The organism is Leptospira vanthielii serovar Holland str. Waz Holland = ATCC 700522 (genome assembly GCF_000332455.1).
Lineage (GTDB): Bacteria > Spirochaetota > Leptospiria > Leptospirales > Leptospiraceae > Leptospira_A > Leptospira_A vanthielii.
On sequence record NZ_AOGY02000051.1, the window covers coordinates 108,403 to 125,848 of the forward strand.

The 17,446-nt window shown below is 40.5% G+C and carries 15 protein-coding genes; 10 read left to right on the plus strand and 5 right to left on the minus strand.

Going from position 1 to position 17,446, the window contains the following annotated elements; translation table 11 throughout:
- Positions 1–8 precede the first annotated feature (8 nt).
- The 4 genes from LEP1GSC199_RS11145 (at position 9) to ptsP (ending at position 4,480) form a co-directional block, all read left to right on the plus strand.
- Positions 9–797: an ABC transporter ATP-binding protein gene (locus LEP1GSC199_RS11145; RefSeq protein WP_002982978.1), complete on the plus strand. Its 789-nt coding sequence runs from the start codon at positions 9–11 to the stop codon at positions 795–797.
- A 32-nt stretch (positions 798–829) separates the two neighbouring features.
- The gene (gene mce / locus LEP1GSC199_RS11150; RefSeq protein ID WP_002983220.1) at positions 830–1,603 is read left to right on the plus strand and encodes a mammalian cell entry protein Mce; all 774 of its coding nucleotides are present in this window, start codon (positions 830–832) and stop codon (positions 1,601–1,603) included.
- A 178-nt stretch (positions 1,604–1,781) separates the two neighbouring features.
- The gene (gene lpxC / locus LEP1GSC199_RS11155) at positions 1,782–2,690 is read left to right on the plus strand and encodes a UDP-3-O-acyl-N-acetylglucosamine deacetylase (protein WP_002982574.1); all 909 of its coding nucleotides are present in this window, start codon (positions 1,782–1,784) and stop codon (positions 2,688–2,690) included.
- 62 nt (positions 2,691–2,752) lie between these two features.
- Positions 2,753–4,480, plus strand: a complete 1,728-nt coding sequence (gene ptsP / locus LEP1GSC199_RS11160; protein WP_002982827.1) for a phosphoenolpyruvate--protein phosphotransferase — start codon at positions 2,753–2,755, stop codon at positions 4,478–4,480.
- 67 nt (positions 4,481–4,547) lie between these two features.
- Here ptsP and LEP1GSC199_RS11165 read toward each other — a convergent pair whose 3' ends face one another.
- Positions 4,548–5,879 carry a peptide MFS transporter gene (locus tag LEP1GSC199_RS11165; RefSeq protein WP_002983126.1) on the minus strand — a complete coding sequence of 444 codons (1,332 nt, stop codon included), beginning with the start codon at positions 5,877–5,879 and terminating at the stop codon, positions 4,548–4,550.
- Complete coding sequence (locus tag LEP1GSC199_RS11170) at positions 5,858–6,424, minus strand: cob(I)yrinic acid a,c-diamide adenosyltransferase (RefSeq protein WP_002982308.1); 567 nt, start codon at positions 6,422–6,424, stop codon at positions 5,858–5,860. Before LEP1GSC199_RS11170 ends, LEP1GSC199_RS11165 begins: the two co-directional genes overlap by 22 nt.
- Positions 6,425–6,629: 205 nt before the next feature.
- On the opposite strand from LEP1GSC199_RS11170, the gene LEP1GSC199_RS11175 reads away from it, so the two are divergent.
- Together LEP1GSC199_RS11175 and LEP1GSC199_RS11180 are read left to right on the plus strand one after the other, a co-directional pair.
- Positions 6,630–7,478: a flagellin N-terminal helical domain-containing protein gene (locus LEP1GSC199_RS11175; protein WP_039926747.1), complete on the plus strand. Its 849-nt coding sequence runs from the start codon at positions 6,630–6,632 to the stop codon at positions 7,476–7,478.
- Positions 7,479–7,577: 99 nt separating this feature from the next.
- Entirely contained in the window at positions 7,578–8,309 is a 732-nt protein-coding gene (locus LEP1GSC199_RS11180) for an OmpA family protein (protein ID WP_002982600.1), read from the plus strand.
- Between the two features lie 103 nt (positions 8,310–8,412).
- On the opposite strand, the gene LEP1GSC199_RS11185 is transcribed toward LEP1GSC199_RS11180, so the two are convergent.
- Positions 8,413–8,733, minus strand: a complete 321-nt coding sequence (locus LEP1GSC199_RS11185; RefSeq protein ID WP_002982683.1) for a YbaB/EbfC family nucleoid-associated protein — start codon at positions 8,731–8,733, stop codon at positions 8,413–8,415.
- 79 nt (positions 8,734–8,812) lie between these two features.
- On the opposite strand from LEP1GSC199_RS11185, the gene LEP1GSC199_RS11190 reads away from it, so the two are divergent.
- Positions 8,813–10,171, plus strand: a complete 1,359-nt coding sequence (locus tag LEP1GSC199_RS11190; protein ID WP_002983151.1) for an ion transporter — start codon at positions 8,813–8,815, stop codon at positions 10,169–10,171.
- Between the two features lie 43 nt (positions 10,172–10,214).
- Here the strand turns inward: LEP1GSC199_RS11190 and LEP1GSC199_RS11195 are convergent, their stop codons facing one another.
- Positions 10,215–10,988: a ParA family protein gene (locus LEP1GSC199_RS11195; RefSeq protein WP_039926749.1), complete on the minus strand. Its 774-nt coding sequence runs from the start codon at positions 10,986–10,988 to the stop codon at positions 10,215–10,217.
- Positions 10,989–11,083: 95 nt separating this feature from the next.
- Here LEP1GSC199_RS11195 and LEP1GSC199_RS11200 point away from each other — a divergent pair, with 95 nt between their 5' ends.
- The 3 genes from LEP1GSC199_RS11200 (at position 11,084) to LEP1GSC199_RS11210 (ending at position 14,848) form a co-directional block, all read left to right on the plus strand.
- Complete coding sequence (locus LEP1GSC199_RS11200) at positions 11,084–11,464, plus strand: YopX family protein (protein WP_002982550.1); 381 nt, start codon at positions 11,084–11,086, stop codon at positions 11,462–11,464.
- A 62-nt stretch (positions 11,465–11,526) separates the two neighbouring features.
- A complete protein-coding gene (locus LEP1GSC199_RS11205) occupies positions 11,527–12,942 on the plus strand; it encodes a tetratricopeptide repeat protein (protein WP_002982866.1) in 1,416 nt (471 codons plus the stop codon).
- A 31-nt stretch (positions 12,943–12,973) separates the two neighbouring features.
- A complete protein-coding gene (locus LEP1GSC199_RS11210) occupies positions 12,974–14,848 on the plus strand; it encodes an AMP-dependent synthetase/ligase (protein ID WP_002982237.1) in 1,875 nt (624 codons plus the stop codon).
- Here the strand turns inward: LEP1GSC199_RS11210 and pepN are convergent.
- Positions 14,845–17,430, minus strand: a complete 2,586-nt coding sequence (gene pepN, locus LEP1GSC199_RS11215; RefSeq protein WP_039926640.1) for an aminopeptidase N — start codon at positions 17,428–17,430, stop codon at positions 14,845–14,847. The two genes, LEP1GSC199_RS11210 and pepN, sit on opposite strands and share 4 nt — an antisense overlap.
- Between the last annotated feature and the right edge of the window lie 16 nt (positions 17,431–17,446).

Here is a 17,446-nt window from a genome sequence, read left to right on the forward strand (position 1 = left end):
AGGAAAGTATGGAAACCTTTGCCATTGAAATGAAAAACGTCCACAAAGCTTTCGGAAAACGAAAGATCCTAACGGGAATGAACATTCAAGTAAAACAAGGAGAAACTATGGTCATCCTTGGTCCTTCGGGAACAGGAAAATCAGTGAGTCTCAAACACATCACAGGGCTCCTTGATCCCGATGAAGGAGATTGCCAAATTTTTGGTGAATCCATAGTGTATGCCAATGAAAAAAAAAGAGAAACGCTCCGTTCCAAATTAGGAGTTTTGTTCCAGTCTGGGGCTCTCATCAACTGGCTTACTGTATATGAAAATGTAGCTCTTCCTCTCCGAGAACATAAAATTGCCTCAGGGGCAGAGCTTGACCGCATTGTTATGGAAAAATTAAAATGGTTGGATTTAGTTCCCGCCAAAGACACGTTACCGAGTAATATTTCTGGGGGGATGAAAAAACGTGTGGGTCTTGCACGAGCACTCACTTCCCAACCTAAAATCGTGTTATACGATGAGCCAACATCGGGCCTTGATCCAGTGATGTCCAATGTCATCAATGATCTTGTCATCCGGTTGCAAAAGGAACTCGGTCTAACTTCTATAGTGGTCACTCATGATATGAATTCAGCCTACAGGATTGCCGATAGAATTAGTTTTCTCTATGAAGGTAAGGTGCAGTTTTGCGGGACTTCGGAAGAGATCCAAAAATCAACCAATCCCGTCATCCAACAGTTCATTCATGGAAATACAGTAGGTCCGATGATTCTGGATCATTCGGAATTAAAAAAAGGAAAATCCAATTGACTTTGCCTCAAACATTAGGAGAACTTTAGGGAATGCCTACCGTAGGTCGCGCTCTCATCGTCGGTCTTTTATTTATCTTTTCCCTTGTGGCAGTGGGTTATTTTACCATAGTCACAGAAGGTGGTCCCTTCCAAAAGTCGGGTTACCAACTTCCCGTATACTTTCCCGATGCGGAAGGGATTAAAATTGGAAACAAGGTCACCATCCACGGGGTTCCGTTTGGATATGTTTCGAAAATCCGTTTGGTGCAGATTGATGAATATGGAAATCTACTCCCCGAAGGAGAATCGGGGATTGGAACGAAGGTGGAACTCACACTTCTTTTGAAAGGTAATGTGCAACTTTTTTCCAATTACGAAATCACCATCAAAAACGAGAGCCTCCTTTCTGGACGTGTGGTCTCTCTCGACCCAGGCTCCAAGTTCCCGGTCGATCCAAAAACCAAAGAATATATGATGACAGAACCTGCTCTGACCAAAGTGGAGATCTCCCCCAAGTCAGGAAAACTGATGCCCATCCAGGGAAAAGTCACACAAGACCCTCTCGTTTCCTTATCCGAACTCATTGTCGAAAATCGCTCCGATATCCGCAAAACCGTACAAAACATAGCCGGAATTACCGGAAAAATCAATGAAGGCCAAGGAACCCTAGGAAAACTCATCAATGAAAGTGATGTACATAAGTCTGTGAATACCACTCTTGGCGATGCCCAGGTTGTTTTGAAAGAGCTCCGGGAAGGACTGGAAGACACCAGGGAACAGGCTCCCGTCACGAGTTTCATTCGTTCTGCCCTCAGCGCATTTTAAGCACTAACACGCAAAATACGGTCCCATTTGTAGTAAAAATCTTTGGTTTGGTGCACAAATGGAGGCCGTCACAATCCCACCACACTGTTGTAAAAAGGAGACATTTTTTTGACTTGGGCCTACGGTTTTGGAATTGTCCCTCCCCCTATTTCTACAAATTTGTAAGTAGGAACTGATTATGGTAACGGCGATACATAGAAAAACGATCCAAAACTCCATCACTCTTAAGGGAATTGGCGTACATTCCGGGAAAATGGTAACTTTACGGCTCCATCCGGCGGAAGCAAATACAGGACTTATCTTTTATCTCTACAAAGGGACCCAAAAAATTCGAATTCCCGTCTCTCTCGACCATGTAGTCGATACAAGTAACGCCACAACCATCGGTGACGGAAGTTCCAACCGGGTGCAAACGATAGAGCACCTTCTTGCCGCAGTCCATACCTTAGGCATTACTGATTGTATTTTTGAAATTGATTCCGTAGAAGTTCCGATTATGGATGGTTCCTCTCTTCCCTTTTGGGAAGGAATCCGGTCGGCAGGAATTCGGGTGCTGGATGAAACCATTGAACCCATTACCATTGCCAACCCCATTTGGGTGGTTGACGGGGACAAATACCTCGTTATGTTACCTTCCGACGAACTCAAAGTCACTTATAGCATCGATTTCAACCACCCCCTCCTCAGAGGACAATCTTACACCACCACTCTTGACGAATCCATTTTAGGAACAGACATCCTTCCTGCCCGAACTTTTGGGTTTTTGAAAGATGTGGAAGCCCTCCAAGCAAGAGGCCTTGCCATGGGTGGGTCTCTCGACAATGCGGTTGTTCTGACAGATGACGGGTATTTGAATGAAACTTTGCGTTATGACAACGAATGTGTCCGTCATAAGATTCTCGATCTCATTGGGGACTTAGCAGTGATGGGCCGGCCTTTTCGTGGCCATTTGATTGCTTCCAAAGCAGGTCACGCCCTAGACATCTCTCTTGCCAAATGCATTATGAGCCAAGTCACGGGAAATGAACTTACCCAGTTCAAAAGCAAAAGAATCCCACTTTTCGCTAAAAAACAAGCGGTCCGTTAGAATCCGCAGTTTTTTACTTTCCAAACGAAGCCTAGCCGAAAGTATTTTTGGCAAAGGGACGGATGGAAGAAAAAACCACATTTAAAGGCATTTCTGCCTATCCAGGCACAGTTTATGGCAAAGTGTTTCGTTGGAAACAATCCAAACGAAAACGCGAAGACCGCACGGACCTCTCCCCTGACGAAATCAAAGAAGAAGTAGAACTCCTAAAAAAGGGACTCCTCAAAACTGAAGATGACCTGGCCGACCTCGTCCAAAAATCTAAGGCAAACAGAGAACTCTCCGAAATATTAGAATCCCAAATTGTTTTTTTGAATGATCCCTTGTTTCGTGCGCGAGTCTTCGAAAGAATTTCGCAAAACAACGAGTCGGCGGGCCTTGCCCTAGAAACAGCTGTTAGTTCCTTATACGACGAATTCCAATCCATTCCCGATGAATTCTTTCGGGAACGGGCCGACCATATTTTGGATATTGGGAAACGAATTGAATCCAATCTTTATCCTGACAAATTAGCCGATCAAACGAAAATCCCTGAGGATGTCATCCTTATCGCCAAGGAAATCACTCCCTCGGAGATGATCCAATTGGGAAAAGTAGGCCTAAGAGGAATTGCCACAGACTTTGGAGGGAAAACGGGTCATACGGCAATCATTGCAAGAAATTACGGAATTCCAACGATTGTCGGTTTAAAAAACATCACCTCACACGTAGAAGACGATGACTATATTTTATTAGATGCTACTAAAGGAATTTTAAACCGGTCTCCCGGGATTGATGAAATCAAACTCGCTGGAATCCGAAGTGAAATTCACAAAGTCCAACCCCTTCGTGAAATCAGTGATGGTCCAAGAGAAATCAAAACCAAAGATGGAAAAAAGTTTTCCCTCAGAGCCAATATTGATTCCGAAGACGAAGTGGATTTGGCCTTTGAACAAGGAGCCGATGGAATTGGTCTTGTAAGAACCGAAATTTTATTCATTCGCTATGTAGAATTCAAACCCACAGAAGAAGAACAGTTTGCCGTTTACAAACGCATTTTACTAAAGATGGTGGGACGGCCCGTAACTTTCCGTGTCTGGGACATCGGTGCTGACAAAATGGAAAATGGATACGAAGAAGCCAATCCCTTTCTCGGAAATCGGGGGATTCGTTACCTTCTCCGCCATCCGCACTTTTTTAAGGAACAACTGAGAGCCCTCCTTCGTGCTAGTGAATTTGGAACCATGAGAATCATGCTTCCCATGATCACAACCCGTTCGGAAATTTTACAAACAAAAACTTTGTTTGCCGAATGTCGTGAAGAACTAAAGATTACAGGACTTGACATCACAAAAAAAATTCCTCTTGGGATCATGGTAGAAACACCTGCTTGCGCCCTAAACCTACCCTTTCTCGGAAACCATGTAGATTTTTATAGTGTCGGGACAAACGACCTATTACAATACCTTCTCGCAGTAGAGCGTAACAACCATTTGGTGGGTGACCTTTACAACCCGTGGCAAGTGGTTTTTTTACTTCTTTTGAAGAACATTGCCGATGTTGCCAATTCTCAGAAAAAACCCATTAGTATTTGTGGAGAGATTGGAAGTGATCCCATGTTTACCGCTGTCCTCATTGGGCTTGGGTTTAGGGATTTGAGTTCTGCACTCCCGCTGATGCGTGAAGTCGGAGAAAAAGTGCAGGAAATTTCTTCTTGGAAAGCAAAACTCCTCGCCGAACAAGTGATAGCACTTGCAGGAGAAGAAAAATTTGATGAAATCGAATCCCTGGTTTTAGAAACTAAAGGTTAGTTTGACTTAGGTAGTGTTGGGATTCTTGTCCCGATAAAAAATAGAATCAAGAGTCCCATCTTTTTACTTAAGCAGCCGAGATCGCATTTTCTTCTTCTTTACCTTTTAACAAAAGTAGAATCGATTTCTTTTTCAGAGAATAGATTCCATATAAAAGGATGGCACCAAAGAAAGAACAGAGAACAAAAAAACCATAGAAGTTAGTCATACTTCCCCATTGGTTTTGGTAACCCGATAAAATCCCTGCGGCATAATGCCCAAAGGCATTGGATAAAAACCAAATCCCCATAAGAACGGATGCGTATTTAACAGGCGCCATGTGACTCACAAAAGATAATCCTACTGGAGAAAGGCAAAGTTCACTTAATGTATTCCAAAAGTATACAAACACCAAAAACAAAATAGAAACAGCAATTCCCGCTTCGGCATATTTTGCAGCAACGACCATCACGAGAAATCCAATTCCAAGAAGAACCAAACTAAGAACAAATTTCAAAACAGGATTAGGATTCTTTTTTCGTTTGGCAAGGCCCGTCCAAAGAGTAGAGACGATAGGACCAAATAGAAGGATAAATAAAGGATTGATGGATTGTAATACCGACGCTGGGATTTCAAATCCAAACAAAAATCTATCAGTATTTCGGAGTGCAAATAGGTTGAGTGAAGAACCCATTTGTTCAAAAGCCATCCAAAAGAAGATACTAAAAAAAGAGAGTAAAATGATTAGTAAAATTTTTGGTTTGGTTTGGTGGTCGTTTACGGTCATAGCAGAAGAGACAACTCGGTCTCTTTGTTTCTCCCAAAGGGAATTTGGCAAACGTTTACTTCCGAAATAAAATACGACCATACCGATTGCCATTCCAAATCCGGCAGATAAAAAACCCAAATGCCAATCCACTCGTTCCCCCAAACTTCCACAGAGAATTGGACCAATCAGTCCACCCAAATTGATCCCCATATAAAATATGGTAAATCCACTGTCCCGAAGCCCAGGTTTCCTTTCGTATAACCTTCCAAAGATGGTAGAGATATTGGGTTTAAAAAATCCATTCCCGAGAGCTAACAAAACAAGGCCCGAATAAAAAAAAGATAAATCAGAAAAAGCAAGGGAGATATGCCCACAAAGCATAAGAAAACTTCCCAAATATATGGATAATTTGTAACTAAGAAATCTGTCTGTTAAATATCCTCCAAGAACAGGCGTTAGATAGACGAAACTTGTATAAAAAGCATAAACAGCTCCTGCATCTGCATCAGAAAATCCGAGTGACTTTACCAAATACAAAACAAGGAGAGCTCGCATCCCATAATAACTAAGTCTTTCCCACATCTCGGTGAGAAAGAGTGGCGCGATTCCTTCGGGGTGTTTGTCCAAATCTATTTCGTTCGGCTTTTCCAAATGGTTTCCTCGTTTCCAATAGAAAAATTGGCAAACCGTGCGGCAACAAAAAGATAATCAGAAAGCCGATTGAGATAAATTCTTAAGTCGGAATGGATCTCTCCGCCAGACTCAATGTATACAAGAAGGTCCCTTTCCAATCGCCGGCAAATTGTACGAGCAATGTGCAGAGTGCTTGCCACTGAACTTCCCCCAGGTAAAATAAAAAACTTAATTTCAGGAAGGACTTCCATAAGCCTGTCAATTTCCTTTTCCAAACTTTCTACATCTGATCGCAAAACAACCGTTCCTTCCTTAGAATCCTTCGGAACATAACCTGCCAGTTCTGATCCAATCTCAAAAAGAAAACTTTGAATGCCTTTTAGGTAATTTAGAAAAGGGGGGTCGAAACTCAGATCCTTTGTAAATGAAAGAGCAAGGCCTATCGTACTATTGAGTTCATCACAACTTCCGTAGAGATCCACCCTGCGATCTGTTTTGGAAACTTTGATTCCGGAAGCAAGGTAGGTCTGACCACCATCGCCAAATTTGGTGTAGATTTTCAATTTCCCACTCCTTAAGTGCTTAAATTTTCTTTACAGACATCAGTTTTTTGGTATAGAATCATCTGGAAAGGCAAAATTCACGGAAGAACCAAGGGCAGGCAACCCCTTCTCTTCCCGACGGGAACGGATTTCTCGGAAAGTGATTTTTACTTTTCTCCGCATGTAGGGAAACAGGCGGGTCATGGACACACAGGAGGGTGTGACAATGATTATCAATCACAACATCAGCGCGCTTGTTGCGAAACGGGCGCTCACAAACACCGGGCGTGACATGGATAAATCCATGGAACACCTAGCAACGGGTATGCGAATCAACAGACCAGGGGATGATTCTCTGGGATTCGCCGTGTCCGAAAAATTAAGATCACAAATTCGGGGCCTTGGCCAAGCAGAACGAAATACCCAGGATGGTATGTCGTTTATTCAAGTCACCGAAGGATCTTTAGACCAAGTAAACTCTATCTTACAGAGGTTACGCGAACTTTCCGTTCAATCCTCAAACGGGATTTACTCTAACGAAGACAGAAAACTTGTCCAGTTAGAAGTATCTCAATTAGTGGAAGAAGTGGAAAGGATCGGAACTTCTGCAGAGTTTAATAAAGTCAAACCATTGGATGGAAGGTTTTCTCGTTCTTCCAAAAATCCAATGACTTTGCAAGTGGGTGCAAACGGTACAGAGAAAATAGAACTCTACATCAATACGATGACAAGTTCTTCCCTCAAACTGAAACAAGCCGGAAACAAGTTGACACTATCAACTCCGAACAAGGCTTCCGATTCACTCCAAGTTTTAGACGACGCCATTACCAAAGTCAACCGCCTGCGGTCTGACCTAGGTGCCTATTACAACCGATTAGATTTAACTTTGAAATCACTAAGTAACAACTATGTGAACATTGTTTCAGCTGAATCGCAAGTAAGGGATGCTGATATGGCAACGGAAATGGTAGAATATTCCAAAAACCAAATCCTAACCAAATCAGGTGTGGCGATGCTTGCACAAGCGAACCTCCGACCGGAATCCGTAGTAAAACTCCTCACGGACAGATACTAATCCGATCGAAAAAGAAACGGAAATCCTCCTTGCAAACAGGGAGGATTTCTTTAAACTTTGTCCTTATACTTATACAGAGTATAAGCGAGGACATTACCGTTGAAACAAATCATCTCAGGAATTCTTTCCCTATCATTACTATCCACAATCTCTTGTGGTCTATCGGACAACACCAAAAGACTCATTCTTAGTACATCCATTGGATGTGGAGTTGGTCTTGCACTCGGTGCCGTTTATGACGAAGCACAACGAAAGAAAGATACAAAAAACAAAAAGAACGATTTCCAAAGACAAATTAAATCCTCTTTGGCAATGGAAAAAAAGAAACCGCAGAACAAAGGTAAGATTGTTGGCCTTGGTGCAGGTTGTTTGGCAGGACTTGGAACTGGTTTTTATCTCAACACCATGTATGACAACATGGAAGAAGAAATGAAAAAACAAGGAATCAAACTTGAGAAAAACATGGAAGGTGGAGAAACTGTTAGCCTCACTGCTTCTATGGACGGGGGAATTGCTTTTGAAGATGGAAAAGCGGACCTAAAAGGAAAAGGAAAGGAGAATATCGACAAATTGGCTGAAGCACTTGCGGCTTACCCAGAAACCAAAATCAATATCTCAGGACACGCAAACAAAACAGGTGCCGAAGATCTGAACCTTCGCCTATCTCAAGACCGCGCCGTGACTGCAAAAAATGCGATCATTGAAAATGGTGTGGAAGGAAAACGAATTGGAACAGTCCAAGGATTAGGTTCCTCAACTCCTATCAAAAATGTTGATCCAAAAGACGGATCGAACAGGCGAGTCGAAGTAGAAATCGTTCCGGCAAGCTAAGAGTCAAACGACATAAAAAAAGGGACCAATTGGTCCCTTTCGTTTTTTCAAGTAAGCCTACATTTTTGTAGGCTTTTCTATTTCCAGATCCAGGAATTCTCGATTACATTCCTAGGCCTGGGAATCCACCCATGGCTTGCATCTGTTTTGCGGCGCCTGCCTGCGCATCCTGCAAAGCTTTTGTATACGCTTCTTGGATTGACTTTTCTAGAAGGTTTTTATCTTTTTTGTCAATCAGTTCATCCTCGATCTGAATGGATTTCATTTGGAATTTTCCATCCAAAGTCACAGAGAGTAGTTTGTTTTTGGAAATACCTACAAAATTAAGACCGGCAAGTTCCTTTTCCATGGTTTTCACCTGGGATCTCATCTTTTTCATTTGTTTGAGCATATCAAACTTGTTTCCGCCTGCTCCACCGAACATAAGCACCTCTTTTCCTTTCAGGATTATTTTTCTTGAAAAGAAGGCAAATATAAAACGTTGCTTTGTCGATACTATAACTATGATCCATCCAAATTCTCCGTACAAACGAATCTGGGATCTTTTCGTTTTTATTTGTATCACATATTTTGCCCTAGAAGTACCCTTCCGATTAGTCTTTCAGTATAAACTTTCTGTGGGAGTTTCTTGGTTGGAACGGGCCATCCAAATCGTTTTTGGTCTGGATGTGATCCTGAATTTCAACACTGCGATTCTAAAAGATCGTCTTCTCATTCGTAATAGAAAAATAGTGACCAAAACTTATTTGCGTTCCTGGTTTCTGATCGATTTTTTATCCGCTTTTCCTTTTGATCTTTTTGGAGGATTTTTCTTCCAATACTTTGGGGTTACGGATAGCTTAAAGATATTACGACTATTAAGGTCTGTGCGAGTTTTTGAACTTTTTAAATCACTCCGACTTCTTGCCCTTGGTGCCGATTCGGATGAAAGGTTTAAACTTGTAGAAGTGATCAACCCCATGACCTTTCGTTTGATTTTTTTTGTGTATTGGACTAGCCTCTTTGCACATTGGGTGGCTTGCGGATGGATTCATCTTGGACCTGAATTTTTAGCAGATAAAGATATAAATACACGCTACATCCGGGCTCTTTATTGGTCAGTCACAACCCTAACTACCATTGGGTATGGGGACATCACTCCTGTAACAAATAGGCAAACCATTTATACCATGGGAGTGATGATCTTAGGTGTAGGTATTTATGGTTACGTCATTGGTAACATTGCAACTCTACTATCTAACTTAGATATTTCTCGAGTCCATTTTCAAGAAAAACTAAACACAATTGATAGTTTTATTAAATACAAAAAATTACCTCCACAACTTGCCAATCGGATTCGGTCTTACTATGTGAATCTTTGGGAAAACAAACACGGGATAGACGAATCGGAAATATGGGACCAACTCCCATCGGGAATCAAAATTGATGTGTCCATGTTTTTGCATAGCCATTTGATTTCCGTGGTTCCCTTTTTCAAAAATGCACCCGAGGAATTAAAAAGAGAAGTAGTCTTAGAATTAAAACCTGCCTTTTATATGAAGGGTGACATCATTTTTAAAGAAGGTGATGTTCCCCACAATATGTATTTTTTATCCAAAGGTCATGTCGAAGTGATCAAAGAAAAAACAGGTGAGTTACTTGCCACATTAAATTCTGGGTCTTTTTTTGGGGAAATGAGTTTGATTGATGACTCCTTAAGAACTGCAACCATCAAAGCAGGTTCTTATTGTGATGTATATACTTTAGGAAAGGACAGGTTTGCAGAAATTTTAAAACACCATCCAGGGTTTGCCAAACATATACAAGTCATCCCTGAAGAACGGAAAAAAAATCAAACATCAAAAACCACAAAAACAGAATGATTTAAGATTTCAGTCTGAACTTAGTATTCGTTTTTTTTCGAAACTAAGGCTTCATTGAAAGAATTGAATTCTCTGGATCGACAAGGGTAATGGCTTCATCAGCTAACAAATCAAACGCATGCCATGCATTGCTGTCCTTTTTTAGAGGTTCTTGTTTTTCAGTTTTGGTTTTAATGGATTCCGATTTAGGAATTTCCGCCAAACAGGGAATCTCTTCGATTTGTTTTAATTTTTCTAATAGCTCTCTATGTTTTTTAGAAGGCCCAAACCAAGAAGGCACAAAGGCAATTTTTTTCTTTTGGCTAAAGATGGTTTCGGTTTGTGTGATTTCATCTAGAAGTAAATTAACCGCCCGAATCGTCCATTTACTCGGCGTTACAGGGATTAAAATTAGTTCGGAATTATAGATAGCTGTTGTGAGTTCATGTTTGGCAGAACCTGGTGTATCGATAATCACAAATTTATATTTATTTCGCACTTCATCCAAGGCTCGTTTGAATTGTAAACAAAGGCTAGTCGAATCGGGATTGTATTTGGTAAGTTTAGCCAAACTAAGTGTCGATGGTAAAACATCAAATTGTTTGGTTTCTCGAATGCAGTCTGTCATTCGTTTCATCCCGAGAAGGACACTCATTACATTGGATTCATCCAGCTGCGCCAAATCCAAATCAGGCAAACAATAGTCTGTTAAATCGCCTTGCATGTCCATATCAACAACCAATGTTTTTCCTCGTCTGGCAAGGGCACAAGCCAAGTGGGCAGCAGTAGTGGATTTCCCACTTCCTCCCTTAATATTGGAAACGGAGATGACCTTCATGGGGCATAGAATCCTTCCAATTCTTTCGTTGACCACTGATTTTTTTTTGAATTTTCCTTGGAAAGGACTAAGCAAAGCTTAATTTGGTTCCAGTTATGGCATTCACAATCCGGTTCCGAGTTTGGGACAAACAAGAAAAAGAATTCACTCAGAAAGGCTTTAGTTTAACCCTCGATGGGAAACTCTTAAAGTTTGGTCAACCCATCCCAAACGAAGACAATTATATTGTTAATAGTTTTACCGGACTCAAAGACAAATACGACAAAGACTTATTTGAAGAAGATATCATTGAACATACAGTGGCTAAAGGTGGAAATCTCACCCAACATACAGGTGTCATACGTTACAACAATGAACATGGTGCCTTTTATTTGGAAAATGGTCCCCCATTACTCCAATTGTTCTCCATTCGGAAAGTGGGAAACCCATACGAAAATCCGATTCTTTATGATTTGTATTTAAAAAGTAAATCTTGAGATTTCTATTTATATTCCTGACCTCCCTATTTTTGCTGTCCCTTCCTCTAAGGGCAAATCTTTTGGAGGACTATTGGAATGCTGTCCAAAAAACAAAAGAAAAATTTGAAATAGCAGATCATAGCCCCAAACGTTTCAGCTTTCGGTTGGGTGGTGAAATTCCGACGGTTCTTTTTAAAGAATCTCTGAATCATGAAGTTTTTTGGTTTTGCCAAAAGTACGTAGACAAATACCATACAAACTATCCTTATCCCCGATTTAAAGAGGAGATAAGATCTCACCTAACAGAACTTTATGGTGACCCTGCACAAAATTTCCTGAGTGGGAAACTGTCATTTTCTTGTTTTTCTGCCTGGAAGGAAGGGAACTCCTCCCTTTTAAAACTATCCTTCTTTTTGAATGAAGAAGAATTTTTTCCGTATCGATGGGATTATTATGACAACAAAGGCCAACTTTTTTTAACCGAAGAAGATGAAACTAAAAATGGAAAAAAAGATAGTTTCACATATTATTCACACTCGGGTTGTCCCAAAGAAATCACAAAAGACAAGAATGACTTTGGTGCCATGGATGAATGGTGGTATTTTAAAAACTGTCAGCTTGTTCGGATCGAACACGATGCAAATGAAAACGGATTTCGGGAACGGATTTGTCATTATGAAAATGGGAAAGAATCTTATTGTGAAGGAGTTGGTGAAAAAGAAGAGAGAGAAGCTGTTCAATTAGAAAACAATCAAAAATTCCAAGAGGCACTCAAGGCGTATCGAAAGTCTTTGAAAGAATACAAAAAAGAAGTTTCCAATGGGACTTCCAGAACTTGTACCCTTTTAAAAAAAATAGCAAACATTGAATACAATGAAAGAGACTTTGTATCTTTTACAAAAACATTAGATGAATTTTTTTCCTACCGCGCTTGTGAATCCGATTCTTTGGATGTACTCATTTATAAATCCTACTATTATTTATATGTCCTTGGTGATTATAAAACAGCTAGGGATAGTTATCAAAAAACGGCCGAAATCTATCGGAAAACTCATGGAGAACTCAGTCCCGAAATTTTACTCAACTTGGCCTATGCACATTTTATGGTCAAAGATCCCATTTCCTGTTTGGCAAGTTTAGACAAACTCAATAGCCGTAGACTCACAGCCTATCCACGTTTTTTCCTATTTTACTATCGTGGTTCCTGTGAACTGAGCCTTGGTCGCTGGGATGATGCCTACACCAACTTAAAACGCGCACAAATTTTAGGAGGGGAACGCGAATTTCTTCCCGTAGTGTATTACAAGTTAGCAAGAGCCTCTTTTGCAACAAAGAGAGATCAGGAAGGAAATCTTTGGACTCACCAAGCACTACTTTATGATTTCGATTTGATGGATCAAATGGATTCAGACCCTCTCTTTGAAACTTTCTTTGAATCTTCTAATGGGAAATCACACAAAAGAAAATATTACTTGAATAAACAAAAAAAACAATGATAGTCAGCTCCTACGGAGACTAACAAGATCAATGAAAAATTTTACGACGCTGAATGATGTTTTTTATTATGCCAATCGAGCCTATGGCTCCAAAGAAATGTTCTTTGGAAAGGATGCGGGAAAAAACTTTATAGGTCGTACGTTTTCAGATATCTTTCATAAGGCAGAAAATCTTGCCCTCTCCCTATTGCAAATGGGAATCCAACCGGGAGATCGAATTGGTCTTATGGCAGACAATAGAACTGAATGGGCGATTGCGGACATTGCCACCCTGTTAAATGGTGCTATTAATGTCCCTCGGGGTTCGGATTCTACCCCACAAGAAATTGAATATATACTGAGCCACTCCGAAAGTAAATACTGCTTTGTAGAACACGAGAAGTTATATGATTTGTTAAAACCCATCCTTTCCAATACGAAAGTGGAAAAAGTCATTATCTTAGATCCAGGATTTCGTTCCAAAGATACACTCGCCGTTCCCATGGAAACTTTGATTCAGGATGGGGAAACACATCGTAAAAATCTGCCTTCTTTGGAGCTCAGATCCAAACAAGTAAAACCTGATGATCTTTTTACCATCATTTACACATCTGGAACTACTGGAATGCCAAAGGGAGTGATGCTCACACATCAAAATATGGTATACAATGTGCTTAAAGTTCCACCGCGAGTGGGATTAAAAAATTCAGATAAGACACTTTCCATCCTTCCGGTTTGGCATATCTTTGAACGGGCTATTGACTATGCAATCATTGCCGAAGGAGCCTCCATCGCTTATACCAACATCCGGGACTTGCGAGATGATTTCCAAAAAATCAAACCAAGTTTTATGGCTTCTGCTCCAAGACTCTGGGAAAATCTTTACCTTGGCATCAAACAGAAGTTAGAGAAAGCACCAGAAAACAAACGGAAACTTTTTGATTTTGCTTATGATATCTGTAAAAAATTTAAAGATGGACAAGACTATTTAGCAGGCAACAGACTCCTCGCGAAAGAAGAGTCCCCTTTCGAAAGGGCCAAAAATACAGCAATGTCCCTAGGTTATGTTTTAAATTTATATTTACTTGCGAAAGTTTTAGATGGATTGGTATTTTCCAAAATTCGGGATGTGTTGGGTGGCCACCTAACAGGAACGATATCAGGTGGCGGAGCCCTTCCGGCTCACGTAGATGAATTTTTTAACGTCATTGGAATTCCTGTGTATGAAGGATACGGGATGACGGAATGTGCACCTATTATTTCCGTTCGCTCTGTTGGGAATGTGGTCCAGGGTTCTGTAGGAAAATGGCCAGAGGGAACGGCAGTCAAAATTGTCAATGAACAAGGGGAATCGGTTCCCAAAGGAAAAATGGGAATCATTCATATCAAAGGCCCACAAGTAATGAAGGGTTACTATAAAAATGAAGAAGCCACTTCCAAAGCCATTGTTGACGGTTGGATGAATACAGGAGATTTAGGATTTATATCTTTTAATGATACACTTTCGGTCCGTGGGCGTGTCAAAGATACCATTGTATTATTAGGTGGAGAAAACGTAGAACCCGTCCCTATTGAAAATTTGCTTTTGGAAAATGCTCTGATGAACCAAGTGATTGTGGTTGGCCAGGATCAAAAATCCCTCACAGCTCTTGTTTGGCCAGATAAAGACCGGATGAAAGAAGTAGGTCTCACTATAAAGGAAGGCGAAGACCTAAACCAAAACAAAGAAGTCAGGCTCTATTTCCAAAATATTATCAAAAAACAAATCTCCTCAGAAAACGGATTCAAATCTTTTGAAAAACTTTCTGACTTTCGATTTCTGCCAAAAGCCATGGAAGTGGGCGATGAACTGACGAATCTTTTCAAAATGAAACGAAACGTCATCCATGATAAATACAAAGACCTCATCAAATCGATGTACAACTAAAGCGACTTTAAGATCGTACCCAGAACCTCTCCCAATTCCTTAGAAAGATTCGGGAGAGCCGCTAAACCTTCCAATTCCCTTTTGGCAATTTTGGGAAGTTCTCCCCTCTGTTTGGAAACAGGGGAATATAACTTTGTTAAGGCTGCTGCCATTTGTGGATTGATTTCATTCAAACGTTTGATCCGTTCTGCAAGAAAAACATAACCACTTCCATCTTCTTTATGGAAGGTTAATGGATTTCTTGCCAAACTAAAGTACAATGACCGAACCTTATTTGGGTTTCGGATATTAAACTGAGGATGTTTTTCTAAGTTTTCGGCAATTTTACATCGATCTTCGCCTGTGTTTACTTGTGCAGCAAACCAAACATCCAAAACCAAACTATCCTTTTTCCATTTTTCAAAAAAGAGATTCACCGCACTTTCTTTTTCTTTGGAATCCACTTCCAAAAGAAACTTCATCGCAGAAACCTCTTCACTCATATGTTTGGCTTCCCTTTGTTCCATAACCGCCAATCGTTCAAACTTTTTAGATGGATCGTATAACAAATAATAGAGTGCAATATTCTTTAGTTTTCGTTTTCCAATTTCTTCTTTTGTTTGGACGGGAATGGTTTTTCTATTTTCTTCCAAAAGAATTTGAAAGTTTTTAGTAAAGGTAGTTGAGATAGTTTGGATGGCCCAAACACGTAATTTTTGAATTTTCGTAAATTCATAACAACTGATGTTTTCACTGATTTGAGTTAACCCAGGAAAAGAAAGATAAAAACTATGATAGGTTTTATCCCATCCTCTTCCAAAAGAATCAGCAATCGTTTCTAAAATGGCGGAAAAGTTTTCTTCGCAGTTTGATGCGAGTGATTTACGAAACCAATCAAAAATCAAATTTTGGAAGGCAAAAAAACGAGAGACTCCATCGGTTTCCACTTTTGCCAAAACTTTGATATCTTCTTCCGATTGGTTGTAATCCAAACGCACTGGACTCGAAAGAGAACGAAATAAAGAGACTATGGGTTTTGTTCCGTTGGGATCTAAAGCAGAAATACGAATTTGGTCATGGGTCCCAGACATGATTCGTTTTTCTTCGGTAAGGAGTTTTCCTTCTCTATCAAAAACAGCAATCGAATTCGAATACACTAAGGGATATTCACTGGCACCAATATCCACTAAATCCAAAATCCATTCGTTTGATTCCTTAGAATAATTTTCCTGAACTGACAGTAAGGGAGTTCCGCCCCTGTGATACCAATTCCTAAGGTAAGGGATGGAATGGCCGGCTACCTCTTCCATCGAAGAAACAAATTCTTCAAAAGTCACTCCTTGACCGTCATATTTCGTAAGATAAAGTTTTAGCCCTTTTTTAAATGTTTCACGTCCGATAAGCTCTGAAACCAAACGAATGACTTCCGCACCTTTTTCATAAACAGTGACCGTATAAAAATTATTCATCTCCCGGTAGGATTTGGGAAGGATGGGATGAGACATGGGGCCTTGGTCTTCTGGAAACTGAAATTCTTTTAAAAACAAAACATCCTTGATTCGTTTGACCGCAGGGTCTGTCATATCCTCTGTAAACCATTGGTCGCGAAAAACAGTAAGTCCTTCTTTTAATGTTAAGTTAAACCAATTGCGAAGTGTTACCCGGTTCCCGGTCCAGTTGTGAAAGTATTCATGAGCAATCACAGCAAGGATGGATTCAAAACTTTCATCGGTTGCCGACTTTTTATCAGCAAGCACCAGTTTTGCGTTAAATAAATTCAACCCTTTATTTTCCATGGCACCCATATTGAAGTCTTCCACGGCAACAATCATAAAAAGATCTAAATCATATTCTAATCCAAAAGTATCCTCATCCCACTTCATTGCTTTTTTTAAGGAATCAAAGGCAAAACTTACCTTTTCCTCATTTCCTTTTTCCACAAAGATTTTGAGAGTGATCTCCCGACCAGACTTAGTTCGAAAAGTGTCCCTGGTCTCCAAAAGTTCTCCGGCCACAAGAGCAAAAAGATAGGATGGTTTTGGATACGGATCTTCCCAAACCACTTCCCGTTTTCCACCTTCTAATTGTTTTTCGCCTACCAAATTCCCGTTGGACAACATAACAGGAAAAAGTGACTCCTCTCCTGAAATGGTCACACAAAACCTCATCATATTGTCTGGTCTGTCAATGGAATAAACAATCTTACGAAATCCTTCCGGTTCGTTTTGGGTACACAACATGGATCCCGATTTATACAAACCTTCAAGCGTTGTATTCTCAGCAGGACAAATTCGATTTTCTACAGTAATGCGGAAGGATTCTTTAGGAGGATTTAGAATGAGAATTCCCGTTGGAGATACTTGGTAGTCCTCGGGATCCACGATGGCACCATCAATCCGAAGAGATAAAAACTCTAAAGATTCTCCGTTTAAAAATAGCGGTTCTATTTTTTCTGAATGGAGAACCACTTCATAATCTGCTCTGACAACTGTGAGGTGCAAATCCAGGTCAAATCGTAAAGCTAATGAGGGTGTAAGCCAAGGGCTTGGTCTGTAGTCTTCCAGTTTGTGGACAGGAGAAGAGGAGGAGGAGGATGATGTCATCCTCCTTCTTTATGGG

Coding starts and splice junctions, on each gene's coding strand:
- LEP1GSC199_RS11190 (WP_002983151.1), top strand. CDS start 8,813: ATGATCCATCCAAATTCTCCGTACAAACGAATCTGGGATCTTTTCGTT.
- LEP1GSC199_RS11195 (WP_039926749.1), bottom strand. CDS start 10,988: ATGAAGGTCATCTCCGTTTCCAATATTAAGGGAGGAAGTGGGAAATCC.
- LEP1GSC199_RS11175 (WP_039926747.1), top strand. CDS start 6,630: ATGATTATCAATCACAACATCAGCGCGCTTGTTGCGAAACGGGCGCTC.
- LEP1GSC199_RS11185 (WP_002982683.1), bottom strand. CDS start 8,733: ATGTTCGGTGGAGCAGGCGGAAACAAGTTTGATATGCTCAAACAAATG.
- lpxC (WP_002982574.1), top strand. CDS start 1,782: ATGGTAACGGCGATACATAGAAAAACGATCCAAAACTCCATCACTCTT.
- LEP1GSC199_RS11200 (WP_002982550.1), top strand. CDS start 11,084: ATGGCATTCACAATCCGGTTCCGAGTTTGGGACAAACAAGAAAAAGAA.
- ptsP (WP_002982827.1), top strand. CDS start 2,753: ATGGAAGAAAAAACCACATTTAAAGGCATTTCTGCCTATCCAGGCACA.
- pepN (WP_039926640.1), bottom strand. CDS start 17,430: ATGACATCATCCTCCTCCTCCTCTTCTCCTGTCCACAAACTGGAAGAC.
- LEP1GSC199_RS11145 (WP_002982978.1), top strand. CDS start 9: ATGGAAACCTTTGCCATTGAAATGAAAAACGTCCACAAAGCTTTCGGA.
- mce (WP_002983220.1), top strand. CDS start 830: ATGCCTACCGTAGGTCGCGCTCTCATCGTCGGTCTTTTATTTATCTTT.
- LEP1GSC199_RS11210 (WP_002982237.1), top strand. CDS start 12,974: ATGAAAAATTTTACGACGCTGAATGATGTTTTTTATTATGCCAATCGA.